At 70.3% G+C, this 15,257-nt stretch carries 10 protein-coding genes; 4 read left to right on the top strand and 6 right to left on the bottom strand.

Translation table 11 applies throughout. The annotated features are described in order from the left end of the window. Positions 1 to 114 precede the first annotated feature (114 nt). The 4 genes from ACFVGS_RS28035 to ACFVGS_RS28020 all read right to left on the bottom strand — a co-directional run bounded on the left by ACFVGS_RS28035 (position 115) and on the right by ACFVGS_RS28020 (position 5,149). Complete coding sequence (locus ACFVGS_RS28035; RefSeq protein WP_384414533.1) at positions 115 to 1,719, bottom strand: FAD-dependent oxidoreductase; 1,605 nt, start codon at positions 1,717 to 1,719, stop codon at positions 115 to 117. A 16-nt stretch (positions 1,720 to 1,735) separates the two neighbouring features. Continuing rightward, complete coding sequence (glpK, locus tag ACFVGS_RS28030; protein WP_384414536.1) at positions 1,736 to 3,265, bottom strand: glycerol kinase GlpK; 1,530 nt, start codon at positions 3,263 to 3,265, stop codon at positions 1,736 to 1,738. Positions 3,266 to 3,300: 35 nt separating this feature from the next. Beyond that, positions 3,301 to 4,086: an MIP/aquaporin family protein gene (locus ACFVGS_RS28025; RefSeq protein WP_384414539.1), complete on the bottom strand. Its 786-nt coding sequence runs from the start codon at positions 4,084 to 4,086 to the stop codon at positions 3,301 to 3,303. Positions 4,087 to 4,384: 298 nt separating this feature from the next. After that, positions 4,385 to 5,149, bottom strand: a complete 765-nt coding sequence (locus ACFVGS_RS28020) for an IclR family transcriptional regulator (protein WP_385694309.1) — start codon at positions 5,147 to 5,149, stop codon at positions 4,385 to 4,387. A gap of 243 nt (positions 5,150 to 5,392) precedes the next feature. Between ACFVGS_RS28020 and metH the strand changes: the two genes are divergently transcribed. The 4 genes from metH to ACFVGS_RS28000 all read left to right on the top strand — a co-directional run bounded on the left by metH (position 5,393) and on the right by ACFVGS_RS28000 (position 13,442). Continuing rightward, entirely contained in the window at positions 5,393 to 8,911 is a 3,519-nt protein-coding gene (metH, locus tag ACFVGS_RS28015) for a methionine synthase (RefSeq protein ID WP_385694306.1), read from the top strand. A gap of 131 nt (positions 8,912 to 9,042) precedes the next feature. Continuing rightward, positions 9,043 to 9,750: an HAD family hydrolase gene (locus ACFVGS_RS28010; RefSeq protein ID WP_384414547.1), complete on the top strand. Its 708-nt coding sequence runs from the start codon at positions 9,043 to 9,045 to the stop codon at positions 9,748 to 9,750. 455 nt (positions 9,751 to 10,205) lie between these two features. Continuing rightward, complete coding sequence (locus tag ACFVGS_RS28005) at positions 10,206 to 11,795, top strand: ABC transporter substrate-binding protein (protein WP_385694304.1); 1,590 nt, start codon at positions 10,206 to 10,208, stop codon at positions 11,793 to 11,795. A 69-nt stretch (positions 11,796 to 11,864) separates the two neighbouring features. Then, entirely contained in the window at positions 11,865 to 13,442 is a 1,578-nt protein-coding gene (locus ACFVGS_RS28000; protein ID WP_384414553.1) for an ABC transporter substrate-binding protein, read from the top strand. 70 nt (positions 13,443 to 13,512) lie between these two features. Here the strand turns inward: ACFVGS_RS28000 and ACFVGS_RS27995 are convergent, their stop codons facing one another. Together ACFVGS_RS27995 and ACFVGS_RS27990 are read right to left on the bottom strand one after the other, a co-directional pair. Further along, positions 13,513 to 14,184: a response regulator gene (locus ACFVGS_RS27995; protein ID WP_384414555.1), complete on the bottom strand. Its 672-nt coding sequence runs from the start codon at positions 14,182 to 14,184 to the stop codon at positions 13,513 to 13,515. A gap of 50 nt (positions 14,185 to 14,234) precedes the next feature. Then, entirely contained in the window at positions 14,235 to 15,131 is an 897-nt protein-coding gene (locus ACFVGS_RS27990; protein WP_384414557.1) for a RecB family exonuclease, read from the bottom strand. Positions 15,132 to 15,257: the final 126 nt, after the last annotated feature.

Below are 15,257 nucleotides of genomic sequence, written 5' to 3'. Positions count from 1 at the left end.
ACCTTACGGCTTTCCCCGGCCGCGTCGGCCTTGATCAACTACCCAGGAAAACCGGGCCGCACACGGAACGGGTAAGGGGCGGTCCCCAATGGAGACCGCCCCTTACCGCACCGCTCACTTGCGCAGCATGTCCTCGACCTTGCCGCGGATCTCGTCGGTGGCGAGGCCGCGGATGGTCAGGGTGGTGCGGCGGCGCAGCACGTCGTCCGCGGTCTCGGCCCACTCGAGGTCGCGGGCGTAGGCGACCTGGGCCCAGATCTCCGGCGCGTCGGGGTGGATGCGCTCGGCGAGCTCGGGGCTCTCGTTCGCCATGCGGGCGATGTCGAAGGCGAGCGAGCCGTAGTGGGTGGCCAGGTGCTTGGCGGTGTCGGCGGACATCCGCGGGCCGGGCGCCGGGCCGTCCACGAGCAGCCGGTGGGCGACCGCGTTCGGATTGGCGATGCCGGGCAGCGGCAGCCGCTTCGGCAGCGCCGACACCGGCTCGTAGTCCTCGCCGAGCGGGTGGCCCGGGAGCGACTCCAGCTTCTTCATGATCGTGCGGCCGATGTGGCGGAAGGTGGTCCACTTGCCGCCGGCGACCGACAGCATGCCGCCGCGGCCCTCGGTGACGACCGTCTCCCGCTTGGCCTTGGAGGTGTCGCCCGGGCCGCCGGGCAGCACCCGCAGGCCGGCGAAGGCGTAGGTGATCAGGGAGCGGTCGAGCTGTTGGTCGCGGATGGAGAAGGCGGCCTCGTCCAGGATCTGGGCTATGTCCTTGTCGTTGACCGCGACCTCGGCCGGGTCGCCCTCGTACTCCTCGTCGGTGGTGCCGAGCAGGAGCATGTCCTCCCACGGGAGGGCGAAGGTGATCCGGTACTTGTCGATCGGGGTGGCCAGCGCGGCCTTCCACGGAGAGGTGCGCTTGAGCACCAGGTGGGCGCCCTTGGAGAGGCGGATGGAGGGCGCCGCGTTGGGGTCCTCCATCTTCCGCAGGTGGTCGACCCACGGGCCGGTGGCGTTGAGCACCAGGCGGGCGGTGACGCCGAACTCCTCGCCGGACAGCCGGTCCCTGAGCTCGGCGCCGGTGACCCGGCCCTTGGTGAAGCGCAGGCCGGTGACCTCGGCGTGGTTGAGGACGACCGCGCCGGCGTCGACGGCGGCGCGGACCGTCATCAGCGCCATGCGGGCGTCGTTCATCTGGTCGTCGCCGTAGACCGCGACGGCCTTCAGGTTGTCGGTGCGCAGCTCCGGCACGTCCTGGGCGGCCTTGGCGGGGCTCAGCAGGTGGCCGACGCCGTCGCCGAAGGCGGACAGGGCGCTGTAGGCGAAGACGCCGGCGCCGAGCTTGGCCGCGCCGTGCGGGCCGCCCTTGTAGACGGGCAGGTAGAAGGTGAGCGGGTTGGACAGGTGGGGGGCCACCTGTCGGGAGACCGCGCGCCGCTCGAAGTGGTTCTCCGCGACGAGCTTGACCGCGCCGGTCTGCAGGTAGCGCAGACCGCCGTGGAGGAGCTTGGAGGAGGCGGAGGAGGTGGCGCCGGCGAAGTCGCCGGCGTCCACCAGGGCCACCCGCAGCCCGGACTGCGCGGCGTGCCAGGCGGTGGAGATGCCCAGGATGCCGCCGCCGATCACCAGGAGGTCGTACGTCGCCTTGGACAGCTGCTCCCTGGTCTCGGCGCGGGTCGGAAGCGAACCGGCGGCCGGGTGCGTCCCCAGGGAGGGGAGGCTCTGCAGGGTGGTCATCGCGAATTGCTCCTCGTCAGTTCTCTTCTGCTTCGATCCAGCCCATGGAGCGCTCTACGGCCTTGAGCCAGTTCTTGTACTCGCTGTCGCGCTTGTCGGCGTCCATGCGAGGGGTCCACTCGGCGGCCCGGCGCCAGTTGGCGCGCAGGGCGTCGGTGTCGGGCCAGAAGCCGACGGCCAGGCCGGCGGCGTAGGCGGCGCCGAGGCAGGTGGTCTCGGCGACCATCGGGCGCACGACGGGGGCGTCCAGGAAGTCGGAGAGGGTCTGCATCAGCAGGTTGTTGGAGGTCATGCCGCCGTCGACCTTGAGGGCCGTCAGCTCCACGCCGGAGTCCTTGGTCATGGCGTCGGTGATCTCGCGGGTCTGCCAGGCGGTGGCCTCCAGGACGGCACGGGCGATGTGCGCCTTGGTGACGTAGCGGGTGAGGCCGGCGATGACACCGCGGGCGTCGGAGCGCCAGTACGGGGCGAAGAGGCCGGAGAAGGCGGGCACGAAGTAGGCGCCGCCGTTGTCCTCGACCGAGGAGGCGAGGGTCTCGATCTCGGCGGCGGACTTGATGAGGCCCATCTGGTCGCGCATCCACTGCACCAGGGAGCCGGTGACGGCGATCGAGCCCTCCAGCGCGTAGACCGGCTTCTCGTCGCCGATCTGGTAGCCGACCGTGGTCAGCAGACCGCTGTAGGAGTTGATGATCTTGTCACCGGTGTTCATCAGCATGAACGTTCCGGTGCCGTACGTGGACTTGGCCTCGCCCTCGGCGAAACAGGTCTGGCCGAACAGGGCGGCCTGCTGGTCGCCGAGCGCGGAGGCGACCGGGACGCCGTCGAGGACGCCGCCCTTGACGGTGCCGTACACCTCGGCGGAGGAGCGGATCTCCGGCAGCACCGCGGCCGGGATGTCCATGGAGGCGAGGATGCGCTCGTCCCAGGCCATCTCGTGGAGGTTCATCAGGAGGGTGCGGGAGGCGTTGGTGACGTCGGTGACGTGGTGGCCGCCCTCGACACCGCCGGTCAGGTTCCAGATGACCCAGGAGTCCATGGTGCCGAAGAGGATGTCGCCGCGCTCGGCGCGCTCGCGCAGGCCCTCGACGTTGTCGAGCAGCCAGCGGACCTTGGGGCCGGAGAAGTACGAGGCGAGCGGGAGGCCGGTCTCGCGGCGGAAGCGGTCCTGGCCGACGTTGCGGCCGAGTTCCTTGCACAGGGCGTCGGTGCGGGTGTCCTGCCAGACCAGCGCGTTGTGCACCGGCTCGCCGGTGTTCCTGTCCCACATCAGGGTGGTCTCGCGCTGGTTGGTGATGCCGATCGCCTTGACGTCGGCCGCGGTGATGCCGGCCTTGGCGATGGCGCCGGCGACGACCTCCTGGACGTTGGTCCAGATCTCCATGGCGTCGTGCTCGACCCAGCCCGGCTTCGGGAAGATCTGCTCGTGCTCCTTCTGGTCGACGGAGACGATGCGGCCGTCCTTGTCGAAGACGATGCAGCGGGACGAGGTGGTGCCCTGGTCGATGGCGGCGATGAACGGTCCGGCGGTGTGGGCGTCGGTCACGGTGTACTCCAAGGGAAGGCTGGAAGAAGGACGGCTCAGGCGAACGCGAGGTTGTAGATACCCGCGGCGATGGCGCCGCCGATCAGCGGACCGGCGACCGGGATCCAGGCGTAGCTCCAGTCGGAGCCGCCCTTGTTCGGCAGCGGGAGGAGGGCGTGCACGATGCGCGGGCCCAGGTCGCGGGCCGGGTTGATGGCGTAGCCGGTCGGGCCGCCCAGCGAGAGTCCGATGGAGACCACCACGAAGGCGGTGATCAGGGCGCCGATGACGCCGAGGCCCTTGCCGCTGTCGTTGAGGCCCTGGGTGAGCACGGCCAGCACCAGCACGACGGTGCCGATGATCTCGGTGGCGAGGTTCTGCCAGGGGTTACGGATCTCCGGGCCGGTGGAGAAGATGCCGAGCACCGGACCCGCCTTGGGCGCGGCCTTCTGGTCGACCATGCCCTCCTCGTGCGGGGTCGAGATGATCGACTCGTCCGTGAGGTGGGCCCGGAACTGGCCGTAGTAGGCGATCCAGACCAGCGCCGCGCCGATCATGGCGCCGAGCATCTGGCCGGCGACGTACACCGGCACGTCGCTCCAGTCGCCGCTCTTGATCGCTATGCCGATCGTGACGGCGGGGTTCAGATGGGCGCCGGAGAGGGAAGCGGTCATGTAGACCGCCGTCATGACGGCGAAGCCCCACCCGAACGTGATCGCGAGCCAGCCCGCGTTGCGGGCCTTGGAGCTCTTCAGCGTCACGGCGGCGCAGACGCCGCCGCCGAGCAGGATGAGTACGGCGGTACCGATGGTCTCGCCGATGAAGATGTCGGAGCTGGACACCCGCGACTCCTTTGTCCTTCGTCCAGGGGAAGGCGAACCACGGGTCCCTCCGGTGGTTCGCGCCCTCAGGTGAGGGCGTTGCCGGCCCTTGGCACTGTCACACCTTAGCGCGTATTGCCGGTAGCTGTTCGACAATGCCGACCGATGAACGGAAGTTTTGCGCCACGGTTAACAGCGCGTCAAGGGTCGCGAGCGCGAAAAACCCGCCGATAACGCGATCGTTACCGACGGGTTGGAACGTGCTCCGGCGGAGCCGGACACGCGGCCCCGCGAGCGGCCTCGGAAGGGCCTGTGGGGGTCAGAAACGGCCCGCGCCCAGGTCGCGGGAGACCGCGCGGGCGCAGTCCCGGACGGCCGCCACGAGCTCCGAGCGCAGCTCGCCGCCCGCGCAGACCCGCTCCACCGCACCCGTGATGGCCACCGCCCCCACCGGCATCCGGCGCCGGTCGTGGATGGGCGCGGCCACCGAGGCCACGCCCTCCCAGGTCTCCTCCACGTCCGCCGCCCAGCCGCGCGCGCGGGTCATGTCCAGCAGCATCTCGAAGTCCGCGAGCGCGGTGACCGTACGGGGCGTGAACGGCTCCCGCTCGACCTCCACCGCCTCGCTGTGCGCCACCGGGTCGTACGCCGAGAGCACCTTGCCGAGGGCCGTGGAGTGCAGCGGCTGCATGGCCCCCACCTCCAGGACCTGGCGGCTGTCGTCCGGCCGGAAGACGTGGTGGACGATGAGCACGCCCTGCTGGTGCAGCACGCCCAGGTGGACGCTCTCGCCGCTGGAGCGGGCCAGGTCGTCCGTCCAGACCAGGGCCCGCGCGCGCAGCTCGTGCACGTCGAGATAGCTGTTGCCGAGGCGCAGCAGCTCCGCGCCCAGCTGGTAGCGGCCGGACGCCGGGTCCTGCTCGACGAAGCCCTCCGCCTGGAGGGTGCGCAGGATGCCGTGTGCCGTGCCCTTGGCGAGGCCCAGCGAGGAGGCGATGTCGGACAGGCCGAGCCGGCGCTCGCCGCCCGCGAGCAGTCGCAGCATCGCCGCCGCCCGTTCAAGCGACTGGATGTTCTTCGCCATCGCCCGGCCCTTCTCCTCACATGCTGTTCGACAATGCTGAACACTATCGGTCGATGCCGACCTTGTGTCACACCTGACAGTGTCGGACAAGAACGGGCCGGACCGGGAGTCCCCGGACACAGGATGCCGTCCACCTGCTGGAACCCCGTGTCCACCCCGGCACTCACGCGGCTACTCTGGGCCCGTGCACCCTCCGCCGAGGGCGCAAAGCCGACAGCCGTCGCATCCCAGGGAGCCCTATCCATGGCCTCGTCGCCGACCCCTTCCGCCGCACCCGCAACCGCCGCCCGGCGGGCCGACGCCCTCCGCGAGGCCTTCGCCTCCCGGGTCGTCGTCTCCGACGGCGCCATGGGCACGATGCTCCAGGCCCAGGACCCCTCCCTCGAGGACTTCCAGCAGCTCGAGGGCTGTAACGAGATCCTGAACGTCTCCCGCCCGGACATCGTCCGTTCGGTCCACGACGCCTACCTCGCGGTCGGCACCGACTGCGTCGGCACCAACACCTTCAACTGCAACTTCTCCGCGCTCGGCGAGTACGACATCGCCCACCGCATCCACGAGCTCTCCGAGGCCGGCGCGCGCATCGCCCGCGAGGCCGCCGACGAGTACACGGAGAGGACCGGACAGCAGCGCTGGGTCCTCGGCTCGATGGGCCCGGGCACCAAGCTGCCCACCCTCGGCCACGTCGAGTACAGCACCATCCGCGACGCCTACCAGCAGAACGCCGAGGGCCTCCTCGCCGGCGGCGCCGACGCCCTGCTCGTCGAGACCACCCAGGACCTCCTCCAGACCAAGGCCGCGATCATCGCCGCGCACCGCGCCATGGAGATCGCCGGCTACACCGTCCCGCTGATCACCTCGGTCACCGTCGAGACCACCGGCACCATGCTGCTCGGCTCCGAGATCGGTGCCGCGCTGACCGCGCTCGAGCCGCTCGGCATCGACATGATCGGCATGAACTGCGCCACCGGCCCCGCCGAGATGAGCGAGCACCTGCGCTACCTCGCCCGGCACGCGGGCATCGCGCTCTCCTGCATGCCCAACGCCGGCCTGCCCGTGCTGACCAAGGACGGCGCGCACTACCCGCTCTCGGCCGAGGAGCTGGCCGACGCCCACGAGACGTTCGTCCGCGAGTACGGCCTCAACCTGGTCGGCGGCTGCTGCGGCACCACGCCCGAGCACCTGCGCCAGGTCGTCGAGCGCGTCCGCGGCGTCGTTCCGCCCGTCCGCGAGCCGCACCCCGAGCCCGGCGCCGCCTCGCTCTACCAGACGGTCCCGTTCCGCCAGGACACCTCGTACCTCGCCATCGGCGAGCGGACGAACGCCAACGGCTCGAAGAAGTTCCGCGAGGCCATGCTGGAGGCCCGCTGGGACGACTGCGTCGAGATGGCCCGCGACCAGATCCGCGAGGGCGCGCACATGCTCGACCTCTGCGTGGACTACGTCGGCCGCGACGGCGTCGCCGACATGAAGGAGCTGGCCGGCCGCTTCGCCACCGCCTCCACCCTGCCGATCGTCCTCGACTCCACCGAGGTCGACGTCATCCAGGCGGGCCTGGAGAAGCTCGGCGGCCGCGCGGTCATCAACTCCGTCAACTACGAGGACGGCGACGGCCCGGAGTCCCGCTTCGCGAAGGTCACCCGCCTCGCCCAGCAGCACGGCGCGGCCCTGATCGCCCTGACCATCGACGAGGAGGGCCAGGCCCGCACCGTCGAGAAGAAGGTCGAGATCGCCGAGCGGCTCATCGACGACCTCACGGGCAACTGGGGCATCCGCGAGTCGGACATCCTCATCGACACCCTGACCTTCACCATCTGCACCGGTCAGGAGGAGTCGCGGGGCGACGGCATCGCCACGATCGAGGCGATCCGCGAGCTGAAGCGGCGCCACCCGGACGTGCAGACCACGCTCGGCCTGTCCAACATCTCCTTCGGCCTCAACCCGGCCGCGCGCATCCTGCTCAACTCCGTCTTCCTCGACGAGTGCGTGAAGGCCGGCCTGGACTCGGCCATCGTCCACGCCTCGAAGATCCTCCCGATCGCCCGCTTCGACGAGGAGCAGGTCACCACCGCGCTCGACCTGATCTACGACCGGCGCACCGAGGACTACGACCCGCTGCAGAAGCTGATGGCCCTGTTCGAGGGCGCCACCGCCAAGTCCCTCAAGGCCGGCAAGGCGGAGGAACTGGCCGCCCTGCCGCTGGAGGAGCGACTCAAGCGGCGGATCATCGACGGCGAGAAGAACGGCCTGGAGGCCGACCTCGACGAGGCCCTGACCACCACGCCCGCGCTCGACATCGTCAACAACACGCTGCTCGACGGCATGAAGGTGGTCGGCGAGCTGTTCGGCTCCGGCCAGATGCAGCTGCCGTTCGTGCTCCAGTCCGCCGAGGTCATGAAGACCGCGGTGGCCTACCTGGAGCCGCACATGGAGAAGTCCGACGCGGAGGGCAAGGGCACGATCGTGCTCGCCACCGTCCGCGGCGACGTCCACGACATCGGCAAGAACCTCGTCGACATCATCCTGTCCAACAACGGCTACAACGTCGTCAACCTGGGCATCAAGCAGCCCGTCTCCGCGATCCTCGAGGCCGCCGAGGAGCACTCCGCCGACGTGATCGGCATGTCCGGTCTGCTGGTGAAGTCCACGGTGATCATGAAGGAGAACCTGGAGGAGCTGAACCAGCGCGAGCTGGCCGCCAGGTACCCGGTGATCCTCGGCGGCGCCGCCCTCACCCGCGCCTACGTCGAGCAGGACCTGCACGAGATCTACCAGGGCGAGGTCCGCTACGCCCGCGACGCCTTCGAGGGCCTGCGCCTGATGGACGCCCTCATCGCCGTCAAGCGCGGCGTGCCCGGCGCGGCCCTGCCCGAGCTCAAGCAGCGCCGGGTCGCCAAGGGCGCCGCCACCCTCCAGATCGACGAGCCGGAGCCCGGCGGCCGCTCGGACGTCGCCACCGACAACCCGGTGCCGACGCCGCCGTTCTGGGGCACCCGGGTCGTCAAGGGCATCCAGCTCAAGGAGTACGCGAGCTGGCTCGACGAGGGCGCCCTGTTCAAGGGCCAGTGGGGCCTCAAGCAGAACCGCGCCGGCGACGGCCCCTCGTACGAGGAGCTCGTCGAGACCGAGGGCCGGCCGCGGCTGCGCGGCTGGCTGGAGCGCCTGCACACGGAGAACCTCCTGGAGGCGGCCGTCGTCCACGGCTACTTCCCCTGCGTCTCCAAGGGCGACGACCTGATCATCCTCGACGAGGCCGGCAACGAGCGCACCCGCTTCACCTTCCCGCGCCAGCGGCGCGGGCGGCGCCTGTGCCTCGCGGACTTCTTCCGCCCGGAGGAGTCCGGCGAGACCGACGTCGTCGGCCTCCAGGTCGTCACCGTCGGCTCGAAGATCGGCGAGGCCACGGCCGAGCTCTTCGCGTCCGACTCCTACCGCGACTACCTGGAGCTGCACGGCCTTTCCGTGCAGCTGGCCGAGGCCCTCGCCGAGTACTGGCACGCCCGGGTCCGCGCCGAGCTCGGCTTCGGCGGCGAGGACCCCGCCGACGTCGAGGACATGTTCGCGCTCAAGTACCGCGGCGCGCGCTTCTCCCTCGGCTACGGCGCCTGCCCCGACCTGGAGGACCGGGCGAAGATCGCCGAACTCCTGGAGCCGGAGCGGATCGGCGTCCACCTCTCGGAGGAGTTCCAGCTGCACCCCGAGCAGTCCACGGACGCCATCGTCATCCATCACCCCGAGGCGAAGTACTTCAACGCTCGGTAACCGGTACGGGGGTAAATCCCTGCGCCGCGTGTGATCGCGACGTACACTGGTCGGTCCAGTGCAGGCCGGTCGCCCACCCCCGTACCGGGGAGGGTGGCCGGCCTCTTCGTCCCTCCATGGAGGTGTGCCGGATGACCAGTACGGTCCCCGCGTCCTTGTTCCGTGCCAACGGGAGCTCCGCGCTGCAGGCGGTCTTCCTCGACATGGACGGCACCCTCGTCGACACCGAGGGCTTCTGGTGGGACGCGGAGGTGGAGGTCTTCGCCGACCTCGGACACCGGCTCGACGAGGCCTGGCGGGACGTCGTCGTGGGCGGGCCCATGACGCGCAGCGCCGGCTACCTGATCGAGGCCACCGGCGCCGACATCACGCTGGAGGAGCTGACCGTACTGCTCAACGAGAAGTTCGAGCAGCGCATCGACCGGGGCGTGCCGCTGATGCCGGGCGCCGACCGCCTGCTCACCGAACTGGCCCGGCACAACATCCCGACCGCCCTGGTCTCCGCCTCGCACCGCCGCATCATCGACCGGGTGCTCGCCTCGCTCGGCCGGGACCGGTTCGCGCTGACCGTCGCGGGGGACGAGGTGGCCCGCACCAAGCCGCACCCGGAGCCGTATCTCACCGCCGCACGGGGCGTCGGCGCCGAGCCGGCGCTGTGCGCGGTCGTCGAGGACACCGCGACCGGCGTCGCCGCTGCCGAGGCGGCCGGCTGCCGGGTCGTCGCGGTGCCCTCCGTCGCCCCGATCGCGCCCTCCGCGGGCCGGGTGGTGGTCCGCTCCCTGGAGGAGGTCGACGTGCCCTTCCTCCGGACGCTGATCGCCTCGCCCAGGGCCGTCTGACGGCCCGCGCCGTTCGCGCCCGGAAACTTCAGGCCATCCGCCGGAAGGAACCCTGAGTGACTTTGGTCACCCAGAGTGCCGACCGGCGGGTGGCCTGTCTGCGTGCGGTGTCCCGAAACCACCGGTTACACCCCGCCCTTGTGTCCCGGTTCGCTACCGCCCGTACGAATCATTCCCGCGCATGACTATCGAACGCACCGTATTCATGCTTGTCGGCCGGGTGCCTTCGCCGTCTTCCCCGTCCGGTGGCACTGGTGTAGCCCACTAATCTTTCGCACGTACTCCGCCGCACCCTCCGCGTGCCCCGGCGGCCACCCAAGTCGCCGCGTACGCAGGACCGATCGCACCACGTCCCGGCCCGATCGCCACGCCCCGACCGGGCGTCCGGCGGAGTGACCGAAGCCGCTGTACCAATGCCGGCCGTCACCCCGTGCCGGACGAGGAGAACGTCCCTGATGAACCGCAAGACCCTGGTGCTGCCGGTCGTGGCCGCACTGCTCACCCCCCTGCTCGCCGGCTGCGGTGAAGGGGACGAGAGCAGAGCGATCGTCGTCGGCACCACGGACCAGTTCGTCGCCACCGAGGACGCCCCGGCCCCGCTCGACCCCGCCTTCGCCTACGACACCGGCGCCTGGAACATCCTGCGGCAGACCCTCCAGACCCTCATGCACGTCCCGCGCGGCGGCGGCGCCCCGGTCCCCGAGGCGGCCCAGAGCTGCGGCTTCTCCGACAAGGAGAGCGAGAGCTACCGCTGCAAGCTCCGTGAAGGACTCACCTTCGCCGACGGCACCCCGATCACCGCCGAGGACGTCAGGTTCTCCGTCGAGCGCGTGCTCGCCATCAAGTCCGACAACGGCACCGCCGCGCTCCTCGCCAACATCGACACCGTCGAGACCAAGGGCGACCTCGAGGTGATCTTCCACCTCAAGACGCCCGACGCGACCTTCCCGTACAAGCTCTCCACCCCCGTCGCGGGCATCCTCAGCAAGGACAAGTACGACGGGAAGTCGCTGCGCGAGGGCTTCGACGTCGACGGCTCCGGCCCGTACACGATGAAGGCCGAGCGCGACGGCGACAAGGCGACGAAGTTCGTCTTCACCAAGAACACCCGCTACAAGGGCGACATCACCCTGCGCAACGACAGGGTCGAACTGCGCACCTTCGCCGACGCCGACGGCATGGACAAGGCGCTGCGCTCCGACGACATCGACATGGCCGCCCGCGCCATGTCCCAGCCGCAGATCAAGGAACTCACCGAGAAGCCCCAGGAGGGCATCGAACTCACCGAGGTCCCCGGTCTGGAGATCCGCTACCTCGCCTTCAACACCAAGGCCCCCGCCGTCAAGGAGAAGGCCGTCCGGCAGGCCATGGCCTCCGTCGTCGACCGCGGCAAGCTGATCGACCAGGTCTACGGCCCCACCGCCGAGCCCCTCTACTCGCTGATCCCCTCCAGCGTCACCGGCCACGCCACCTCGTTCATCGACACCTACGGCGAGCCCGACCCGTCGAAGGCCGCCAAGCTGCTGCGCGAGGCCGGCGTCAAGACGCCCGTCCCGGTCACCCTGCACTACACCACCGACCACTACGGCGCCGAGACGGCCGACGAGTTCGAGGCGCTGCGCGCCCAGCTCAACGCCACCAAGCTCTTCGACGCCCGCATCCAGGGCACCGAATGGTCCAGGTTCCGCCCGGCCCAGAAGCGCGGCGACTACGCCGTCTACGGCCTCGGCTGGTTCCCGGACTACCCGGACCCGGACAACTACGTCGCTCCGTTCCTCGACAGCGACAACTTCCTCAACACCCCCTACGTCAACCAGTCCGTCCGTGACCGGCTCATCCCGCAGTCGCGCCGCGAGGCCGACCGCACCGCCGCCGCCCCGGTCTTCGAGCAGATCCAGAAGATCGTCGCCAAGGACGTCCCCGTCCTGCCGCTGTGGCAGGGCAAGCAGTACGTCGCCGCCCGCGACGACATCACCGGCGTCGAGTGGTCGCTGAACACCTCCTCCGACATGCTCCTGTGGGAGCTCGGCCGCGGCACCGCCTGACCCCTTCGTTTGTACCGGCCGCGCAGCGGTTGCGCGGCCGGCCTGGCAAGAGATCAAGAGGCAAGTTCTGTGAAGGCACACAACAAGTGGCTGACCGCCCCGCTCGCCGCGGGCCTGGCCGCGACCCTGCTCAGCGGCTGCGGCACCGAACAGGGCGGTGACTCCGGCGGCGCCGGGTCCGCCGTCCGCGTCGGCATGTCGGACGAGATCATGGCGACCGACCCGGCCGCCGGTTACGACCCCGGCTCCTGGCTGCTGTTCAACAACGTCTTCCAGTCCCTGCTCGCCTTCCCGAAGGGCGCCTCCGAGCCCGAGCCCGAGGCCGCCGACAAGTGCGGCTTCTCCGGCGGCAGCAAGATCTACACCTGCACCCTGCGCGACGGCCTGAAGTTCTCCAACGGCAACCCGCTCACCTCGGAGGACGTCAAGTTCTCCTTCGAGCGCGCCCTGAAGATCGCCGACCCCAACGGCCCCGCCCCGCTGCTCTCCTCGATCGACTCCATCGAGACCCCCGACGAGAAGACCGTCGTCTTCAAGCTGAAGGTCCCCGACGCCACCTTCCCCAGCAAGATCGCCTCGGGCGCCGGTTCCATCGTCGACCACCGCGAGTACCAGGCCGACGGCCTGCGCACCGACGGCAAGGCCGTCGGCTCCGGCCCGTACAAGCTCGACTCCCTCAGCGACACCGAGGCCGTCTTCAGCGCCAACGACTCCTACCAGGGCAACGCCAAGCGGAAGAACGGCAGCGTCACCCTCAAGCTCTACCAGGGCGACCGCGAGGCCCTGGCCAAGGCCCTCTCCGCCGGCGACGTCGACGTCGCCTACCGAGGCCTGGCCGCCGACGACATAGCCGCCCTGGAGAACTCCCAGGGTGACAAGGGCATCCAGGTCGTCCAGGGCTCCAGCGCCGAGGTCCAGCACATGGTCTTCAACGTCAAGGACCCCGTCGTCGGAAAGCTCGGCGTCCGCAAGGCCATCGCCCACCTGGTCGACCGCGAGGCGCTCGTCCAGAACGTCTACAAGTCGACCGCGACGCCGCTCTACTCCATCGTCCCGGCCGGCATCGCCGGACACTCCACCTCGTTCTTCGACACCTACGGCGAGCCCGACAAGGCCAAGGCCAAGGCCGCGCTGCGCAAGGACGGGATCACCGAGAAGGTCAAGCTCACCCTCTGGTCCACGCCGAACCGCTTCGGCCCCGCCACCGACCAGATGATGGAGGCCATCGCCGGCCAGCTCAACGCCAGCGGCCTGTTCGACGCCAAGGTCCGGTCCGTCTCCTTCGAGCAGTACGAGAAGGACATCGCGGCCGGCAAGTACGGCGTGTACGTCCGCGGCTGGGTCCCCGACTACCCGGACGCCGACAACTTCACCTCCCCGTTCTTCGGCGACGACAACGTCCTCGGCAACCGCTACGAGAACGCCCTGATCACCGGCGAGCTGCTGCCCGCCGTCGCCGCCTCCCCGGACCGCTCCCAGACCGGCTCCACGTACACCAAGGTCCAGGACCTCGTCGCCGACGAGCTCCCGCTGCTGCCGCTGTGGCAGGGCAAGCAGTACGCGGTGGCCCGCGAGGGCGTCACCGGCCTCGAGTGGACCCTCGACGCGTCCACCGTCTTCCGCTTCTGGGAGATCAAGAAGGGCTGACGCCCCTCCGCCACGACGAGGGCCCGGCGCGCCTGCGGCGCACCGGGCCCTCACCCGTACCTCCGGAGACTCACTGCGCGCCGGGACGCACCAGACCGCTCTCGTACGCGTACACCGCCGCCTGCACCCGGTCCCGCAGACCCAGCTTCGTCAGCACATGCCCGACGTGCGTCTTCACCGTCGTCTCGCTGACGAACAGGTCCGCCGCGATCTCCGCGTTCGACAGACCCCGCGCCACCAGCTTCAGCACCTCGACTTCGCGGTCGGTCAGCGTGTTCAGCGTGTCCGGCACCTGCTCCTCGCCCGACGGCAGATGCGCCGAGTACTTGTCGAGCAGCCGGCGGGTGATCGACGGCGCCAGCATCGCCTCGCCCGCCGCCACCACGCGGATCGCCTGCACCAGCTCGTGCGCCGGGGCGTCCTTCAGGAGGAAGCCGCTCGCCCCCGCCCGCAGCGCCTCCACCACGTATTCGTCGAGGTCGAACGTGGTCAGCACCAGCACCTTCGCCGGACCGTCCCGGCCCGGACCGGTGATCTGCCGCGTGGCCTCCACCCCGTCCATCCGCGGCATCCGGATGTCCATCAGCACCACGTCGGGCTGCAGCGCCCGCACCTGGTCCAGAGCCTGGAGACCGTCCCCGGCCTCACCGACCACCGCGAGGTCCTGCTCGGCCTCCAGGATCATCCGGAAACCGGTGCGCAGCAGCGGCTGGTCGTCGACCAGTAGGACGCGGATAGCCACGGACAACTCCTTCACGGCGTGGGCTGGACCTGATCCATTCTGCCCTGGGCCTACTCCGCGGACTCCGGCGGGCGCGCGGGCACCACCGGCAGCGGATACACCGGGGGAGTGCCGCCGAACTCCGGACACACCGCCTGGTGGTCGCACCAGCCGCACAGCTTCGTCGGCCGCGGCCGCCAGTCACCCGTCTCCGTCGCCAGCCGGATCGCCTCCCACAACGCGTGCAGCTTGCGCTCCACCCGCAGCAGATCCGCCTCCACCGGGTCGTACGTCAGGACGTCGCCGCTGCCCAGGTACACCAGCTGCAGCCGGCGCGGCACCACGTTTCTCAGCCGCCAGACCACCAGCGCGTAGAACTTCATCTGGAACAGCGCGCCCTCGCTGTACTCGGGCCGCGGCGCCTTGCCCGTCTTGTAGTCGACGATCCGCACCTCGCCCGTCGGCGCCACGTCCACCCGGTCGATCACCCCGCGCAGCCGCAGCCCGGACGCCAGCTCCGTCTCCACGAACAGCTCGCGCTCGGCAGGCTCCAGACGCGTCGGGTCCTCCAGCGTGAACCACCGCTCGACCAGCGCCTCCGCCTCCGACAGCCAGCGCGCGAGCCGCTCGGCCCGCGGCTCCGTCGGATCCGTGCCCTGCGCGTCCTCCGCGAACAGCTCGGCGAGCTCCGGACGCGACTCCAGGAGCCGGTCCCACTGCCCCGGGATCAGCGCCTTCGCCCGCGGCACCGTCCGCTCCACCGCCGGCGCGTCGAACAGCCGCTCCAGCACCGCGTGCACCAGCGTGCCGCGCGTCGCCGCCGCGCTCGGCTTCTCCGGCAGCCGGTCGATCACCCGGAACCGGTACAGCAGGGGGCACTGCATGAAGTCGCTCGCCCGCGAAGGCGACAGCGACACGGGCGGCCGTGCCTCCACGGCGCCCACGGGCGGCTGCTCGCTCGTACTCATGACACAGACCCTACGGCCCGCCACCGACAGTCCGTAGCCGTCCGACCCTGATCCACCCGACGGGCGCGCGCGGAATACCATCGACGCAGGACCCGTCGCGCTGCATGATCGAACCGTGACCGAGTG

This window comes from Streptomyces sp. NPDC127114 (assembly GCF_042677525.1).
Taxonomy (GTDB): domain Bacteria; phylum Actinomycetota; class Actinomycetes; order Streptomycetales; family Streptomycetaceae; genus Streptomyces.
The sequence above is the reverse complement of the archived record's forward strand: the minus strand, read 5'-3'. Positions and strand labels throughout refer to the sequence as shown.